Source organism: Shewanella sp. (assembly GCF_013214165.1).
Classification (GTDB): domain Bacteria; phylum Pseudomonadota; class Gammaproteobacteria; order Enterobacterales; family Shewanellaceae; genus Shewanella.
Genome location: NZ_JABSSM010000013.1, coordinates 1 through 16,090 on the forward strand (window position 1 = coordinate 1; position 16,090 = coordinate 16,090).

A 16,090-nucleotide genomic window follows, 5' to 3' on the forward strand; every position below is an offset into this window, starting at 1 on the left:
GTGTGTTTGAAGGTTTAACCTTCATTGCAATCTATCGCCTGGCCGGCGAGGCATGTGCAGATACTTCTACGAGACGCTGCCAGTCCGTCCATGGAAGCTCTGCCAAAAAGTCCCTTTTTTGGAAGCTCGCAGCCGCATCTACACCTGTTCTTACAAGCAAAGAGTAAGCAGTGTTTCTTCGAATCATGTCGATTAACAAGTCACTAAATAACGTTTGAAGTTAGTCTATAGGGTTTATTGGGCTTTTTTTGTTTGGTGGGATTTAGCAAACCATGGCTATATTGGTGTTTATTGCTTGCAGCAGGTGCTGTATATGGATATACCAATGTCGTGATCACATGGTCAGAGATGTTCCCTACAGCCCAAGACATTTTCCATATCCCTAAGGGTCAGCGTGGGGAATGCCTGAGTGATATCTGGAATATCGCAGGCCCTATGGGTCAGCGTAGGGAATCCCTGAGTGATATCTGGAGTATCACAGGCCCTATAATAGGTCAGATTCACAAATGCCGTGGTGACAGGGATGTCATAGAACGGCCTTGTCACGGAAACTCGCAGCCGCGTTCACACCCTGTTATTACTCTCTTCGATTTGGCTTTTCTCTATATGACAAACAAGCTGTTGGACATATATGAGATAGAACACTCGCTCTAACTCAAAAGATATTAAAACTGAACAAATGCGATTTACCACGGAAAAAGGCAACAGCTCAAGCCTTTGGAGACCTTCATCTTTACCTCTATGTTCTCCGTGGAAGCGTAGCACTTCTGATATTACGCTTGGACAAAGTTATGCCTGTCCCGTCTTTTCTGTAGTTGGCTAAAATAAGCGACGAAGGATATATGGTCAACTGTATTTTGTACTTATTTAACAGCTTGTTAGCTGTTGATTACACCCAAAATGGTTAAAACGTGACTTTGTTTTAAATAAGAGTTACTCTCATTTCGCTATGAAGACTCATAGATTAGTTGCAAACTAACTTACATAAAGGATTTTAAGTTATGAAATATTTACTCCCAGTAACACTACTGATTGCTGCCGCAAGTCTTTCTTTTAATCTAATGAGCGCAGATGACACTGCTACAGCATCACCGTCAGTTAAAATACAAGAACCGCATGATCAAACCGCATCATTAAATTCTATTCTAGATTTCGAAGAAGCAGCTAAAAGTGGTCAAATAGCCAATGAATATCAACGCTGCAAAGCTACCGTTTATACTCTATACACGAGTCTAAAATTGGGTCAGAAACGAACTCTTGCAAGTTTTACTCATAATGGTGGTAGCTGCCATAGATACGGCTTTGCAATTTTAAGAAACTATGACGGGCATAAGTTCACAGTAACTTTAGTTAATAGTGATGGAAAAAAAGTTGCGGGCGGCTATAGTGTAGCTGTTTCCACTTCCATATATGATACAGGCACTTATTATTGGCAAGTTGAGAATAAAACAACAACAGGTTCTTTTTATGGTGGGATTTCATATGAAGTGAGATCTAGAGGCTAGCCATAATAAATCTAACCGGATCATGAGTCTTAATTTCATGAGCCGTTAATATATGACTTAGTTTACTATAAAATCTCGATTTTCTCAGTAATGTCGACAAAGTAGAATAATAATTAAATTAAAAGGATTTTATGAAAATAAATATCAACGCATTACATACCCAGCTTGGAAATAAAGCCACTGCTTTTTCAAAAACAGATGACGAAAATATTAAAAATACGTTTGAAAAAAAAGCAATTGAAAGTAGTTTAAAAACCAACTTAAGTACCACTAAACTCTACTCGAAAGAAAAAAAAGATAATAACACCTTAGATTCATCATTAATTGAGGGGAGTGCTTATGAACAAATATTTAAAAAAGACGACCTCGACTTTTCTAACATGAGTATAAATGAACTTTATAGTATTGTTAAAAAGGTGAATGAAATGGAGTGGAAATATACACAAAAACATGGCAGTGATGAACCGACTAGATTAGACAAATCAGGTAATCCAATCATATCAAAAAGAAGAGAGGATATGAATAATTTGCAAGCTACTCTTGAAGTACTTTCCTTCGGCGGCGGTAATGTTGATCCCGATAAAAACATTGATACTATCGAATATTTTTCTAACAGTTCAAAGGAATCAGATAAACTAGCTAAAGAATATCCTAAACGCCAGGACTATCGCGTAGCATCCTCTTACATGAAAGAAATAATTAATACACTTGATAAATTTATATCCGAGGATTCTTTTTACTTATATCAAAAAAAGGCTGCATTATTGTTAACAGATAATAATAAAGTTGATGTTTATATTTAAAAAATAGCCTAAACATACAAAAACAGTTAACGCCAGTATATGGGACGGCTGGAACAGAACGAGTGGCGTGTAAGCCATCTCAGCATCCGCAGGATTCAGGGAATTTATCAATTTATCGAGCCGAATTTATCGAGCGAGCAATTTATCGAGCAATAATTTATCGAGCCACCCAACATAAAAATGAAGCCATTGACCACATACCAGCTCTGGTATTATGAGTGATAAATAAAATGTAGTGCCATGATTTACTTTAATTTAATGTATCAAGGTGATAGTTATATGCAACCGCGATAAGTGGACACCCATAAGATTTTTGATACTTTAACTTCCCCCAAGTTCAAAGTAGCGAATGAATGGTGCCAGCCATGATGAAACCGCTCAAATTAGTAATAACACACTCTAAAATCGAAGAGACAACTTATCTTGTAAATCAGTAGCTGTAGATGCGGTTGCGAGCTTCGATGACATATTCCAACAGCAAAGGTCACTGGGTTCCGGCTCAAAAGATCTGCCGGAATGACGAAAAGTCACAACAAAAAAATGAACCAAGGCAAAAATGTGATCAACCTTCATTTGAAGGCTAATGGAACAAGTGGGGTCAGTATTATCTCACCAGTTACGTCCCTGCTGCCAGATCCCGCGTTTTCCACTGTATCATTATCAAGCCTAATATCACCAATATTCCCACAAACCCGGCACCGAATGGGTTAAACAAGATCAGGGGAGCCATCATGAGCGCGATAACACGTTCCATTTTAGACAGCGCTCGCAATAGATATCCTTCGATAGATATCGCTAGGGCCAATATGATTGCCGCGGTCTGGGCAATGGCAAAACTAAACTCCAATGCACTCGCCTCAGGGCTTACCAGATCCGTATAGGCCATCATGATCGGGATGATAAACAGGCCGCCAGCGAGCTTAAAGGCCTCCACCGAAGATTTCATCGGATTGGCGTTAGCCACACCGGCCGCGGCAAAGGCGGCTAATGCAATTGGCGGGGTCACATTTGAGGTCTGGGACAGCCAGAAGATGATGAGGTGGGCCGTCAGCAGTGGCAGTCCAAAGTCCCCCAGCATGGGCACGGCCATCACGGCGAGTACGATATAGGCCGCGGTCACGGGTAAGCCCATGCCTAATATCAAGGCGACGATACTGATAAGCCCGAGCGCCACCAGCATGTAGCCACCGGAGAACTCCATCACGAACTGAGTGAACTGTAAGCCAATGCCAGTCTGACCCACTACGCCGACGATGATCCCCGCCGCGCCGCAGGCCACCGAGATGGGTAGCGCCATCAGGGCACCGTTTTTCATTCCCTGAATAAACTTAGTCAAACCTATACGACTGTGTTTACGCAGCGCTGCCGTCACTAAGATTGCCGCACAACCTGCAACACCGACTAACAGTGGCGAATAAGCCATCATCAGCAGTGCAGTGATCAATCCCAGTGGAATAAGATGATGGGCGCCATGTTTCATCACCGAAATCACCGCCTCGGTGCGACTCACAGCCTTGAGGTTTAACTTACACGCCATCAAGTGTACATAGAGCAAGGTACAGAAGAAGTAGAGAATAGCTGGGGCGATAGACGCTAGCATGATCTCGCTATAGGGTACCCCGGTGAACTGCGCCATCACAAAAGCGCCCGCCCCCATGATAGGGGGCATGATCTGCCCACCGGTCGATGCAGCCGCTTCGATACCCGCCGCCTGCTCAGGTTTATAACCCAGCTTCTTCATCATAGGTATGGTCACCGAGCCTGTGGTCACAGTATTGGCAATCGCAGACCCCGAAATTGAGCCAAGACCGGCGGAGGCCAATACAGCGGCCTTCGCAGGACCACCGCGATACTTACCTGCGATAGAGAATGATAAGTCGATGAAGAATTTACCCGCACCGGTCACCTCTAAGAAGGCGCCGAAGAGTACGAAGATGAATACCGTCGTCGCCGCAATCCCTAAGGCCGAGCCAAATATCCCATTAGCAGAATAAATCTGAAACTGGATAAGCTCTTGCAGTGAATAACCCTTAGTCGCAATCGCGCTTGGCAAGATGTCACCAAGGGCACTGTAGGATAAAAATAGCACAGCTATCAGTACCATCACCCAACCCACAGTACGGCGACAGCCCTCCATCAAGAGTACTATCAGGGCACTACCCGCCACTAAATCTGGCATCTTGAGGCCATAGAGCAAGTGATCGATATCGTTATAATCAAAAATGCTCATTCGGTAGGCGGCAAACAGTGCCAAGCCACAGAGCGCGAGATCAAATACTCTTCCAGGGAGGTAGAGCTTGCTGTATCGGTTACTCATTAAAGGGTAATGCAGGAAAATCAGCACTAGCACCCAGCACAGGTGCACCGGCCTGAAGTAAGTCGCCGAAATAGTGGACGTGATCCCCTGCCAAATCTGAAAAGCCGACAGAGCCACTGCAATGGCTAGAATGATATAACCGGATACCTTGAACATTGGCTCATATGGCAGAGATACGTCGATGGCCACTGAGCTATGAATATCTTTAGTGTCTTCGAGTACAGGTTCATCATGACCTAATTTGCTATTATTAGTTTGGGTCATATCATGTCCTCAACATATTAACGCCTAGGTGATTCGTATTCTGTCTAACAAAGAGACATCAATAGGTGGCATTAATAGAAAATAAAAGGGATAAACTGAAAACACAAAGGCAACCACTCAGGTTACCCTTGCATTCATTTCATTGTGTTCATTAAATTGGAAATTACTTAACCAATGAGTCCAGATACTTCTGTGCACCTGCATGCAAGGGGACTCCAGCCAATCGATGGGCATTTTCAGGCGTAGTCGCTTCGGCAACTTTCACCACCTTACGCACATCATCCATATTCTCAAACGCAGACTTAGTCAGGTTATAGGCCATCTCGTCACTCATCTTGGCACTAACGACGATGACGTTCCACACACTCAAGGTAGATACAGCACCCACATTGTTATACACATCGGCAGGTATAGTGTACTGGCTATAGGCTGGGTTTTTCTCGATGAAGGCCGCGCTCTCGGCATCCGATACTGGAATAATATTGACCTTGTGAGTCAGTGAAATTTGAGTCACTGCGCCTACACCTTGGCCACCAACGATGAAGCCGGCATCAATCTGACCATTGGCTAACGCATTGGTGGTCTCGCCGTAGTTTAAGTAAACCGCATCGATATCTCGCTTCACATCGATACCCACAGAGGCCAGCAAGGCGGCTGCTGTTACCGCAGTACCACTTGCCGGCGCACCTAAGGAAATACGCTTGCCCTTAAGATCGGCTAAAGATTTAATCCCAGATTTTTCCAATGCCAAGGTATGTACCAGGTTTGGATAAAGGGCAAACAAGGTCTTGACTGGCATCTTGCTGCGGAACTTGCCTTCACCGTTATAGGCATCGAGAACTACATTACCCATGGCAATACCGGCAATCATGTCACCGCGAACGACCTTGATGGTATTCTCAACCGATGCCGCGGTCACTTGGGCTTTGACATTAACGTCTGGGACCTTGTCAGACCACACTTTGGCTAGCGCTCCACCGAATGGATAATAGATACCGCTTTGACCGCCAGTACCTATAGAATAATTTTCAGCTTGTACTGCCGAAGGTAAAATGAGCAGTAAAGCGAGTGTAAGCGCGCGATGGAACATAGCCTTCCCCTTGATAAATTTGATACATATATTATTTATTAGGTCATTACATTTAGTCAAAAACCTGTTGATTATTCGTATGTTTCCACTTCAATTTGGCATCGATATTACTTAAGGGCTAGCCAATGTCAAGGTCTCGAATAGTCTAAGAGGATAGGTTAATATGAAGATTATCAGGATCATAAAATGCATATGTACTTTTGGGGTTCATCCCCATGAAATCAGGATAAATATGAAGCACGAACTCAACAGAAGACAACTGATTAAAGCCATTGCCGCCGGCGGCGTACTTAGCCAACTTGGCAGTTTATCGGCCCTTGCCATTCAAGGGAAACGCCTTTATATCATTGATAAGACAGTTACCGCTTCAACTGAACTGGCCAGACGATAAACGCTTAAGGATAAAATGAAAATATATCAGCTGAGTGATTGTCACTTACAAGTGAGCGAAGCAGAGCCCAAGCTAAATTTAATTCGCGCGTTAACCCTGATTGAAGCAAGAGGTGATGGCGATGTATTGCTGCTAACTGGTGACTTGGTCTGTGGCCCTTGCGTTGAGATTTATACGCAGTTTAAAGCCATAGTTCAGGCCCACACCTCTATCGTTAGAATCTTTGCCATTGCGGGAAATCATGACGATCTGGCTATGATGAAGTCAGTATTTAGCGGCAGTAGAATCCAAGTAAAAAACCATGTCCATCTTAACCATGGCTTGAGTCTGTGCTTTGTCGATTCCAGCCCGAAGCCGCTAGCTAATATGCCCCTCGGCGCGGGACGCGTATCAAGAAAATCCCTGAGTTCATTGAAGCAGTTCACCAGAAAACATCAATCTATCGTGGTGATCCATCATCCTGTGGTTAACTTAGGCGCTAAGTGGTTTACCCGGATAGGGATTGAAAACAATCTTGATGTTATCGAGGCGATACACCCACAAACCTTGGCCATTTTAAGCGGACATGCCCATGCATTTTTCAAACAGCCGATAAAAACCCACGGACAAATCATACCGCTTATCGTCAGCCCCGCCACCGCCTATGGCTTCGAACACAGCAATCCCGATTATGAGAAAAACGCCAATATAGGCATCATGGTTTATGACATTCTTATCGATATTGGCTCTGTCAGCTCGTCACTCCCCGCCAAAAAATATCTATTGAATGAATCTGTCCTCAACCTTTGTCGTAACGAATAGTTAGATTTAATCTTGCCATCAGCCACTGGCAACGTCTAGAGCGACTTAACTGACTCAAGGGATTAATAAATTAATCGTCCCAGCAATTAAGAATAAGATTTGTATTCCGCTTCACCTTTTTAGTTGACTAAGCTATTGATTATTGATAAAGATGTCAGGCTATCATTCAGGGTATAACTTCAAGTATGAAGAATCGCAATAACAATCAAACAGCCAACAAGCTAAGCTGCTTCGCCGCTTCAGTATTGATGTGTTGTTTTCTGTATTGCTTAATTATTTACCCAACCACTCCCACTTCACTTTCAGCAGACCACTCTGACTACAAACTGTTTAGCCTAATGACGGATAGTGAAGATTCGAAGTTAAGTTCTGATGCGCTATATCATCCAGCGTCTTCCGCCAGTCTATTTGCAAGTAACGCACAAATTGCAACTTGGTCCCAGGTTGAGCAACATCTTACACGACACTTTGCTAGCGATGATTATTTAGCCACGAGACCCATCAATATAGATTGGTTTCTGCAGCTAGCCTGTGACAGATTCCGCCTTTCTGGCTGGAAAGATAGCAACTTACTCTATAAATTTATTAACGCTTTAATTTAAAACTTGTGACTCGCCCATGCACAGAGATAACTCTCGGCATCTAGCTGAACACAATTTTTAAATTAAGGTACACAATGAAAAATTTACTCATAACTAAACTTATACTCGCGGCAATTCTTGCATCGTCATTATTGATGCTTTCCCTGCATCCAGCCTACAGTGCAGATGAAAGCTCCCCTTCAATACATCCTCTATCTAAGAGTGAATTAAATTCGCTGATTCATGACACGTTTAACGTGATGAAAAAACATTATATCGAACCTAGCGTGGTCGCCAATACAGAACAATTCATTCTGGAGAAGTTAAAGCAAGGGCAATACGCTTCTATCCATACTATTGAGGATTTTGCGAACCTTATAGGTCGCGATATTCGCCATATTACCGGTGACTCTCACCTAAGCTTATTCACAGTCAATGACAATGAGCAGATCACTCACATCCTCTCCCATAAAACCGGTAAGCTCACCTACAATCATGCATTTGAAGAAATTCGTTATCTTGATGGAAACATAGGATATCTCAAATTCAATAAGTTTCATCCTGATGAGAAAGCCAGAGAAACTGTCGATGCAGCGTTTAATTTTCTAAAAAAAAGTGACGGAATGATAATCGATTTACGTGACACCGTGGGCGGCTCACCTTATTTAGTCCAGTACATCTTAGGGTATTTTTTTCCAGTAAAAACTCCTCTATGGGAAGTCTTAGATAGGTCTGATAAAAGTCTCGATTCGATTCAAGTCATTGAGCACTCAGGGCATAAACGATTTCATTCCGATTACCCTATATGGATACTTACCAGTCATGACTCAGCAAGTGCTACTGAGTTATTTTTAGGCGTTATGCAAGCCAACGGCAAGGCAACCCTTGTCGGAGAGGTCACTTCTGGGGCTGGATTCTATGTCGGCGTTAAGAAGATCACACCTGAATTAGTTTTTAGAATATCACTATCAAAACCTGTCATCTCTGCCAACCAGCAAAACTGGGAAAAAAAAGGCATCACAGCAGATATTCAAGTCAAGGCTATGGATGCACTTAATTATGCTCGACGACTCGCTTTTGAATCATCCACAATAAGGTGATTCGCTACACTATAACGACATAGAGCTAAAGCGGTTGTAGCCCATTAGTGCGTAAAGACAGCCAACACTGTCATGGGTTACAACCCGTTGTAACTGGCTGAACGACTAGCGAGTCTCGGGGCTTAGCGCTGTTTATAACGACGGTTTGATAACGACAAGTTTATAATGACACGCTTATAACATGAAGTTCGCTATGGTCTTCTGAATGCCGACTACATCGGTGCCCTTTTTGAGTTCCTTGACTAGAGGCTGGTCTTGACCCGAGATCCACAACTTCAGCTCAGAGTCCATATCGAACCGACCCGCAGTTTCCACCTCAAAATGCGTGATGGCCTTATAGGGGATGGAATGATAGCTGACCTTCTTACCGGTTAACCCCTGCTTGTCGATGAGGATGAGACGTTTATTGGTAAACACAAACATGTCGCGGATCAGCTTATAAGCTAAGTGCAGGTCTTCGTTGTCGGCCAAGATTGGACCTAGCTCGTCGGCAAGTTCTTCAAGATTTACTTCCGAAGCGTTGCCCATCAATGAATCTAATAATCCCATTTTTTCTTCCTTAAAAAGTATTGATTACAATCAGTAATGCACTGCTAGCCATAGAGTTTCAGTCTCAGGACTGGTCCAGGTGACCCTATGCTTGCAGTGAGCAGCTATATCGACATGATCACCCGCCTTCATATGCACCCGTTCACCTTGCTCAAATTGCAACTTGGCCTCACCCTTTAAGACCATCACCCATTCGCTGCGATCTTGATCGTACCACTGCCCCTCTGGAGTTACATGAGCCTTAGAAACTATCCTCTCGATAAGTATTTTGTCATTGCCACCAATCTGCTCGAAGGACTCTAGCGTCAGATCCGACGGTATTTTGTCGAAAATATTGCGCTTCTCCATAGACACTCTCCTCGAGTATTGGGGCTATCTATTAGTTTAACCAGTGTGGATTAATTCGTACTGAAGGTGACAGCTTTGGTCACGCTGATCCCTAACCTCTTGGCTAACCGGCTCAGGTTGGCTCTGTCTGTTTGCAGGCGTTTCGCCGCAGCCGACCAATTACCCGATTCTTGACTCAAGACTCGGGTAATAAGCTGACGCTGAAACGTTTCCGTTTCCAGCTTGAGGCCTATACTCGCCCCTTCCTCCACCACCAGACCTGATGTTAACAGTTCGGTATTGAACCCATTCGAGGCTAAAGATGACAACTTATCCTGAGCGCTTGCCACCGAGTCTACCAGTTGCTCGATATGCCTGATACCTATCCTCACGATAGCCTGGTTTCCACGCCCTCTAGCTCTGAGAGCCGCTCGGCCTATCACGTGCTCTAACTCGCGGACATTACCCGGCCAATCATAACGATTGAGTATGCTGATGGCCGAGGCATCGATTGTCAACTGACGGATCCCCAATTTACGGCGGATCTGTTCGATAAAATACCCTGCCAGCATGGTCACATCCCCTTCCCGCTCCCTAAGAGGAGGCACTGAGATGGGATAGACACTCAGCCTGTGGTAGAGATCGGCCCTGAACCGCCCTTCACTCACCTCCAGCTTAAGCTTCCTGTTGGTCGCCGCTAGGATGCGAACATTGACCTGCTCGGTGGCATCTTTGCCCACGGGCTGGATCTCCTGACTCTGCAGTGCCCGCAGTAACTTACTTTGCACCCCTAAGGGCAACTCACCGATCTCATCGAGAAAGATAGTGCCGCCATCTGCCAGGCTGAATTTACCGGTACGATTCCTATCGGCCCCGGTAAATGCCCCCTTAACATGACCGAACAGCTCACTCTCGATCAAGTTTTCCGGCAGTGCGGCGCAGTTAACGTAGACGAGGGGGCCTTCAGATCGCGCCGACTGCCTATGTAAGGTTCTGGCCACCAGCTCCTTGCCCACACCTGTTTCGCCTTCGATAAGAATCGAAAAACCTGAAACCGCCACCATGTCGAGCTCTCGCTTAAGCTTTAACATCACAGGGCTATCGCCAATCAGCTCGCCACCATCCTTAACCAAAGCTTCATTAGTCAACTCGGCAACCAGCTCCTGACTGTGCTGGGAATGACTCTCCAGCTCTTGCAGTAAAATCGCTGTCTTTAGTGTAGCAGCGGACATGGCGGAGATGATGTCTAAGGTACGTTCAGGTAATTTATCGAACACTTCAGGCGTCATGCTATCTAAGGTCAGCACCCCGATAAGCTGGTCATCGGCCAGCAGTGGCAGACCCATGCAGGCATGAACCGGGAGATCACCAGCATGGGCTAACAGCATGCCGTCGTAGGGATCGGGAAGCATGCTGTCGGCGGCGAAGCGCACCGGAGTCGATGAGCTACAAATAATCTCGAACCTGGGATGAGCCTGAATATCGAAGCGCCGCCCTAGGCTCTCTTTGCTCAGTCCCTGCTGGGCTAGAGGCTTTAGCCTCTCGCCTTGGACGTGCAACAAGACCACGGCATCACAGTTCACGGTACGACGCACGGTACTGAGTAGACGATCGAAGCGATCTTTGGTGGTCAAACTGTTTGTCAAATCCAGGGCCAGCTCTATCAAGGCCGCCGAGGAGATATCTATCATGGTCATAAAAATTGCCGCACTCTTGACTGCTCAAACGAGCCTAGTCATATAGAAGTATAACGTGACGATAGCATGCAAACACAAAAATCACACCACAAGAGTCATATTGACACAGCTTTGCAGAGTCAATATGACTCAAAAAAACCAATGAGTCAATCAAACCATTGTAAATTAACACTTTAAATACTTGGCACGAGATTCGCGATACTAAAAACATAATAGGTTCGGTATAAGTTACTTGAACTAACTCTCTGGCTCAAACACAGGTTCAGATTTAAGGAGTTCCACCATGTATGCCACTCATGCTAATGATTTTAGCTTGGATCATGATACACATTTCAGCAAAGACTCGCTCACCACTGACACTAAGATTTTTACGCGAGTATTGCACAGTGGCAATACTGTCATGCCTTGCATCTGCCTGCATGGATTGGGGGCGACTCAGCTATGAGCCAAACCTTACATAAGATCGGCGAACCTCAAACCAGTAAAGATAACAAGCTGCGGGAAAGTAACACACAAAAATTCAGTTTCAGGCTCGCTTCGACCGGGGAGGTCGAGCAGGTGTCTAAAACCAGAATGGTTATGCCAGCGCCACTGTCTAAAATCACTAAGCTGCCAATTTGGGATCTGGCCTTTCGCCCTTGGTTTATCTCGGCCACTGCCTTATCTGTGATCAGCTTGAGCATCTGGATCTTATTCCTCCATGGCAAGATATCGCCTTTCAGTGATGGGGGTATCAGCCCGCTTATCTGGCATATTCATGAGATGCTGTTTGGGTTCGGCGCCACCATAGCCGTGGGGTTTCTGTTAACTGCGGCGCAGACTTGGACCAAGATCCGTAGCCTCAACGGCCTAGCCTTGCTCCTGCTCACTGGCATCTGGTTAGCCGTTCGCGTCTTACTCTTAAGTCATTCCGTTAATCTGCAACTGCTGGCTATCGCATTGCAGGCTCTATGGTGGCTAGTATCCATCGGCTATCTGACCTATATGGTCTCGCGCGCTAAGAGTCGTCGCAATTATCAGTTTATCCCCCTATTGTCTGCCATGATGCTGCTGAACTTAGCGCTCTTGTTGGCAGATATCTTCGGCGATACCCAGCTCGCCCTGCACCTATCTCGCTGTGCCATACTCATGTTTGCTTTGCTGGTGGGTATCGTCGGCGGACGTGTCATCCCCTTCTTCACCGAACGAGGCGCCGATGGAGCTAAGGTTAAGTCCACGCCATTAGTCGACAAGTTACTGCCGGTTGTGACGTTACTCTGTGTGTCTGTGTTCTTTAGTGGCCACTTTATCGCCCTGGCATTCACACCGGCAGCCCTGCTTATCACCGCCGGAATCTTACATCTGCTGCGCTTATATTGCTGGGATCCCATATCTACACGTAAGGTCCCCTTACTCTGGTCACTGCATGCCAGTTACTTAGCCCTGGGCCTAGGTCTGCTGCTGTTAGGCGTAAGCTACTTGACCGACATCATACGCTTCGCCGATGCCTTGCACCTGATAACGATAGGTACCATAGGCGGCATGATACTCGCCATGATAGCCAGGGTTTCTCTGGGTCATACGGGCCGAGCACTCAAGCCACACGGCTCAATGAATATTGCCTTCGCGCTGATTTTTTTTGGCGCTCTGGCTCGCTTCATTCTGCCCCTGTTTCAACAAGCGAGTTTGGGTTGGGACATAGCCGCCGCGTCTTGGCTCATCGCTTTCAGCCTATTTCTGTGGCACTACACGCCTATCTTGTTGAGTGCCAAACACTAATATTATCAAAGAATTTTCACGTACACCTTGTCACCAGCAGTGCTTAACAGCAGCACTCACACAGCAAGCGATAACACGCACATTTATGCAGTTTGCTCATGCAGTCAGGCTAAATAAGCAAGGTTAAGACAATCACCCGAAGGGATGACACCTAGTGTCACCCATAAAAATGAAGGATATTTAGATGTTATCTGCAAAACATATCGAACTGGTAAAGAGCACCATTCCCCTTTTAGAATCTGCAGGCACTGGCATTACCGAATACTTCTATCAGCGCATGTTTAAGCATAATCCAGAGCTTAAACACATCTTCAATATGAGTAATCAACGCAGCGGAGGCCAGCCAGCAGCGCTGTTTAGCGCCATCGCAGCTTACGCTAAAAACATCGACAATCTCGCCGCTCTCTCAGGCGCTGTCGAACGTATCGCGCATAAGCATACCAGCCTAAATATTCAACCCGAGCACTACCCAATTGTGGGACACCACCTGCTAGCCACACTACGAGAGCTGGCACCGGAGGCGTTTACCGCCGAAGTCGAAGAAGCTTGGGCCGCAGCCTACGGTGTGCTAGCTGGGATATTCATCAACCGTGAAGAGGAGCTCTATACACTAAATGCCAATAGAGTCGGTGGCTGGCTCGGCGCAAGACAGTTTAAGGTGATAGAGAAACGTCAGGAATCGGCCCTGGTCATCAGCTTTATATTTTCCCCCGTCGATGACGAGCCTGTGGTCGATTACCAAGCCGGTCAGTATCTGGGCATCAAGGTAGCACCTGCCACTCATGAATACCGCGAGATGCGTCAATACTCACTGTCAGACAAGCCCAATGGCAAGACTTACCGCATATCGGTAAAACGTGAAGACTCCAAAAACCCAGATGATGAGCCGGGAACCGTTTCCAACTACCTACATAACCAAGTGAATGTGGGCGACGTGCTGGATATATTCCCACCGGCTGGTGATTTTCATTATGTGGAGCGCAACGAACCTGTGGTACTCATCTCGGCAGGTGTAGGTGTCACCCCCATGCAGTCTATGTTGGAAATGCTTGCCGCGAAAAAAATCGCCAAGCCGGTATTTTACCTGCATGCCTGTGAAAACTTGGCCCAACACTCTTTCAACGAGCGAGTGCAGGCCCTGACAAGTGAACTCACGTTGACCCACCATACCTGGTACAGAGAACTCGATGGCAATGAGCAGGAAACTTTGAATTCACAAGGTCTGGGCCAGAGTAATAGCGGCAGCGTCAACAGCCATATGGGCTTTATGAACCTTGTCCCCCTGAAAGCCGAACTGCCTCTGGATAAAGGTGACTTCTACCTATGTGGCCCAGTCGCCTTTATGAGTTTTGTTAAGCAGCAACTCATCGAGCTGGGCGTCGAAGATAGCCGCATTCATTACGAAGTCTTCGGTCCACATTCCGATTTATAACAGCAGCTATGAAGAATAAGGGGACTCAGGAGGTGAAGCATCACGGTTAATAATAAGAATGGAATCTTGACCTAACGACTGGCAGATAAACTCCATGATACAGACCTGCATCATGGAGTTTATTTAATTCTATAAACAAGGCCTCTAAGCAAGCAGCCTAGTTATCTCATCCAGGTGCGTATCTACCCAGGCTGAGCTTATCGGCCCCCAGGTACTGATCTTGTAATATCCCGAATTATTACGCTCTCCATCCTGGACAAACTGGCATTCGATACCGACATCGCTCAAGGCGGCTATCGAATCTTGCAGGGTTCTTCTTGGCATGCCTGTGTGTTTATTCAAAGAGAGCAGGTTATGCTGCTCGCTGTCGATGGCGTGAGCGAGATAGAGCTTACGTAAAAATGCTTTTTTCTGTTTAGAGACTTCAATATCCACACAAACACCTATTTTTAGCTAGTGGTTAATCAATTACCTATTGATAAAATAGCACATTATTAACGAATACTGGCAATGTGAATTGTGTCAGGCAATATTATGCCAGCGCTTAAACCCTCCCATTAAATTGTAGTGAAATATATCTGGTCTAGAGTATGTGGGCGGGTTCCTGATATAGTGATTCCCTAATAATAGCAACGAATTGAGAAGATATGGCTAATTCGACTGATTTGGCTACTGCGACAACCAAGGCTGCAGATAATGCATCGGGCAGTACCTTAGTGACTCAGCAAACCTCTGAGCGGGTTGCAGACGAAATAAGCTCCCAAGAGCATGAGTTACCCAGGCAGACTCAAGCCGAGTCCGACTGGCTTGGCTTCGACCAAATTCCTTTGACTCCAGTGGATCCCCGTCACTACACTCAGGTTTTATGTGAGGCCATCATAGCCACACTGGTTCTTTTCAGTGTGCTGTCGGTATTTATCATCTTCGTCGCTGAACTTCCTATTCGGGTCGCTCTGCCGGTACTGCTGGCGTCAAGCCTGGCCTTTAGTGTCATCACCTGGTTACGTTATGCCCATGCTAAGTCAATTGCCTTCGCCGTATGTGATCACGAGCTCTTGATGCAAAAAGGCATCGTCTGGTTTAAACGTATTTCCCTACCTTATACCCGACTGCAACATATCAGTCTGTCTCAAGGCCCCTTGGAGAGAAAATTTGGCCTACATACACTAAAGTGTTTCAGTGCCGGTAGCGGCAGCGCCGAGATAGAGCTGCCAGGCTTAGAAAGCAAGGCGGCCGAAAAACTCAGGCAGCATCTGCTGGCCAAGGCAGGCATGGCCAGTAAAGGGGGAAATTCTAGTATCTATCCAGGCCCTAGCATAAATCCTGCTCCTAGCAATCCAGAACCAGGCATAAATAGCTCCTTAGACACTTTGCCAGAGACATCGCTCAAGACTCACGCCGATACTTATCCTGATACACATTCTGAGATACTGGAGTCGAAATCAGACGTGCTCAGCACCGAGAGTGAGCGCTAA

At 45.9% G+C, this 16,090-nt stretch carries 16 protein-coding genes; 9 read left to right on the forward strand and 7 right to left on the reverse strand.

What is annotated here, in order from left to right; genetic code table 11:
* Nucleotides 1-342: 342 nt before the first annotated feature.
* Nucleotides 343-546, reverse strand: a complete 204-nt coding sequence (locus HRU42_RS05110; protein WP_295029263.1) for a hypothetical protein — start codon at nt 544-546, stop codon at nt 343-345.
* A gap of 455 nt (nt 547-1,001) precedes the next feature.
* Between HRU42_RS05110 and HRU42_RS05115 the strand changes: the two genes are divergently transcribed.
* Both HRU42_RS05115 and HRU42_RS05120 read left to right on the forward strand, forming a co-directional pair.
* Nucleotides 1,002-1,505 (forward strand): hypothetical protein, encoded by a 504-nt coding sequence (locus HRU42_RS05115; RefSeq protein WP_295029264.1) that lies wholly within the window; start codon nt 1,002-1,004, stop codon nt 1,503-1,505.
* Between the two features lie 131 nt (nt 1,506-1,636).
* Nucleotides 1,637-2,308, forward strand: a complete 672-nt coding sequence (locus tag HRU42_RS05120) for a hypothetical protein (protein ID WP_295029266.1) — start codon at nt 1,637-1,639, stop codon at nt 2,306-2,308.
* 616 nt (nt 2,309-2,924) lie between these two features.
* Here the strand turns inward: HRU42_RS05120 and HRU42_RS05125 are convergent.
* Both HRU42_RS05125 and HRU42_RS05130 read right to left on the reverse strand, forming a co-directional pair.
* Nucleotides 2,925-4,889, reverse strand: a complete 1,965-nt coding sequence (locus HRU42_RS05125) for a TRAP transporter fused permease subunit (RefSeq protein WP_295029267.1) — start codon at nt 4,887-4,889, stop codon at nt 2,925-2,927.
* A gap of 163 nt (nt 4,890-5,052) precedes the next feature.
* The gene (locus HRU42_RS05130) at nt 5,053-5,979 is read right to left on the reverse strand and encodes a TAXI family TRAP transporter solute-binding subunit (RefSeq protein WP_295029269.1); all 927 of its coding nucleotides are present in this window, start codon (nt 5,977-5,979) and stop codon (nt 5,053-5,055) included.
* 232 nt (nt 5,980-6,211) lie between these two features.
* Here HRU42_RS05130 and HRU42_RS05135 point away from each other — a divergent pair, with 232 nt between their 5' ends.
* The 3 genes from HRU42_RS05135 to HRU42_RS05145 all read left to right on the forward strand — a co-directional run bounded on the left by HRU42_RS05135 (nt 6,212) and on the right by HRU42_RS05145 (nt 8,852).
* A complete protein-coding gene (locus HRU42_RS05135; protein WP_295029271.1) occupies nt 6,212-6,370 on the forward strand; it encodes a hypothetical protein in 159 nt (52 codons plus the stop codon).
* Nucleotides 6,371-6,385: 15 nt separating this feature from the next.
* Nucleotides 6,386-7,171, forward strand: coding sequence for a metallophosphoesterase (locus tag HRU42_RS05140; protein ID WP_295029272.1), 786 nt, complete (start codon nt 6,386-6,388; stop codon nt 7,169-7,171).
* A 676-nt stretch (nt 7,172-7,847) separates the two neighbouring features.
* Nucleotides 7,848-8,852: a S41 family peptidase gene (locus HRU42_RS05145; protein ID WP_295029273.1), complete on the forward strand. Its 1,005-nt coding sequence runs from the start codon at nt 7,848-7,850 to the stop codon at nt 8,850-8,852.
* Nucleotides 8,853-9,026: 174 nt separating this feature from the next.
* Here HRU42_RS05145 and HRU42_RS05150 read toward each other — a convergent pair whose 3' ends face one another.
* The 3 genes from HRU42_RS05150 to norR are packed head-to-tail and all read right to left on the reverse strand — an operon-like array spanning nt 9,027 to nt 11,425.
* Nucleotides 9,027-9,401, reverse strand: a complete 375-nt coding sequence (locus HRU42_RS05150; RefSeq protein WP_295029275.1) for a PH domain-containing protein — start codon at nt 9,399-9,401, stop codon at nt 9,027-9,029.
* A 30-nt stretch (nt 9,402-9,431) separates the two neighbouring features.
* Entirely contained in the window at nt 9,432-9,749 is a 318-nt protein-coding gene (locus HRU42_RS05155) for a cupin domain-containing protein (RefSeq protein ID WP_295029276.1), read from the reverse strand.
* Between the two features lie 50 nt (nt 9,750-9,799).
* Nucleotides 9,800-11,425, reverse strand: a complete 1,626-nt coding sequence (gene norR / locus HRU42_RS05160; protein ID WP_295029278.1) for a nitric oxide reductase transcriptional regulator NorR — start codon at nt 11,423-11,425, stop codon at nt 9,800-9,802.
* A gap of 283 nt (nt 11,426-11,708) precedes the next feature.
* Here norR and HRU42_RS05165 point away from each other — a divergent pair, with 283 nt between their 5' ends.
* The 3 genes from HRU42_RS05165 to hmpA all read left to right on the forward strand — a co-directional run bounded on the left by HRU42_RS05165 (nt 11,709) and on the right by hmpA (nt 14,615).
* A complete protein-coding gene (locus tag HRU42_RS05165) occupies nt 11,709-11,870 on the forward strand; it encodes a hypothetical protein (protein ID WP_295029279.1) in 162 nt (53 codons plus the stop codon).
* Nucleotides 11,867-13,183, forward strand: coding sequence for an NnrS family protein (locus HRU42_RS05170; RefSeq protein WP_295029281.1), 1,317 nt, complete (start codon nt 11,867-11,869; stop codon nt 13,181-13,183). Before HRU42_RS05165 ends, HRU42_RS05170 begins: the two co-directional genes overlap by 4 nt.
* Before the next feature lie 184 nt (nt 13,184-13,367).
* On the forward strand, nt 13,368-14,615 hold the full coding sequence (hmpA, locus tag HRU42_RS05175) for an NO-inducible flavohemoprotein (protein WP_295029283.1): 1,248 nt from the start codon (nt 13,368-13,370) through the stop codon (nt 14,613-14,615).
* Nucleotides 14,616-14,759: 144 nt separating this feature from the next.
* On the opposite strand, the gene HRU42_RS05180 is transcribed toward hmpA, so the two are convergent.
* The gene (locus HRU42_RS05180) at nt 14,760-15,050 is read right to left on the reverse strand and encodes a winged helix-turn-helix domain-containing protein (RefSeq protein WP_295029285.1); all 291 of its coding nucleotides are present in this window, start codon (nt 15,048-15,050) and stop codon (nt 14,760-14,762) included.
* Between the two features lie 212 nt (nt 15,051-15,262).
* On the opposite strand from HRU42_RS05180, the gene HRU42_RS05185 reads away from it, so the two are divergent.
* Nucleotides 15,263-16,090, forward strand: coding sequence for a PH domain-containing protein (locus HRU42_RS05185; protein ID WP_295029287.1), 828 nt, complete (start codon nt 15,263-15,265; stop codon nt 16,088-16,090).

Bases quoted from the DNA above. Each gene is read 5' to 3' on its own strand.
- HRU42_RS05115 (WP_295029264.1), top strand. From the start codon at position 1,002: ATGAAATATTTACTCCCAGTAACACTACTGATTGCTGCCGCAAGTCTT.
- HRU42_RS05120 (WP_295029266.1), top strand. From the start codon at position 1,637: ATGAAAATAAATATCAACGCATTACATACCCAGCTTGGAAATAAAGCC.
- HRU42_RS05125 (WP_295029267.1), bottom strand. From the start codon at position 4,889: ATGACCCAAACTAATAATAGCAAATTAGGTCATGATGAACCTGTACTC.
- HRU42_RS05130 (WP_295029269.1), bottom strand. From the start codon at position 5,979: ATGTTCCATCGCGCGCTTACACTCGCTTTACTGCTCATTTTACCTTCG.
- HRU42_RS05135 (WP_295029271.1), top strand. From the start codon at position 6,212: ATGAAGCACGAACTCAACAGAAGACAACTGATTAAAGCCATTGCCGCC.
- HRU42_RS05140 (WP_295029272.1), top strand. From the start codon at position 6,386: ATGAAAATATATCAGCTGAGTGATTGTCACTTACAAGTGAGCGAAGCA.
- HRU42_RS05145 (WP_295029273.1), top strand. From the start codon at position 7,848: ATGAAAAATTTACTCATAACTAAACTTATACTCGCGGCAATTCTTGCA.
- HRU42_RS05150 (WP_295029275.1), bottom strand. From the start codon at position 9,401: ATGGGATTATTAGATTCATTGATGGGCAACGCTTCGGAAGTAAATCTT.
- HRU42_RS05155 (WP_295029276.1), bottom strand. From the start codon at position 9,749: ATGGAGAAGCGCAATATTTTCGACAAAATACCGTCGGATCTGACGCTA.
- norR (WP_295029278.1), bottom strand. From the start codon at position 11,425: ATGACCATGATAGATATCTCCTCGGCGGCCTTGATAGAGCTGGCCCTG.
- HRU42_RS05165 (WP_295029279.1), top strand. From the start codon at position 11,709: ATGTATGCCACTCATGCTAATGATTTTAGCTTGGATCATGATACACAT.
- HRU42_RS05170 (WP_295029281.1), top strand. From the start codon at position 11,867: ATGAGCCAAACCTTACATAAGATCGGCGAACCTCAAACCAGTAAAGAT.
- hmpA (WP_295029283.1), top strand. From the start codon at position 13,368: ATGTTATCTGCAAAACATATCGAACTGGTAAAGAGCACCATTCCCCTT.
- HRU42_RS05185 (WP_295029287.1), top strand. From the start codon at position 15,263: ATGGCTAATTCGACTGATTTGGCTACTGCGACAACCAAGGCTGCAGAT.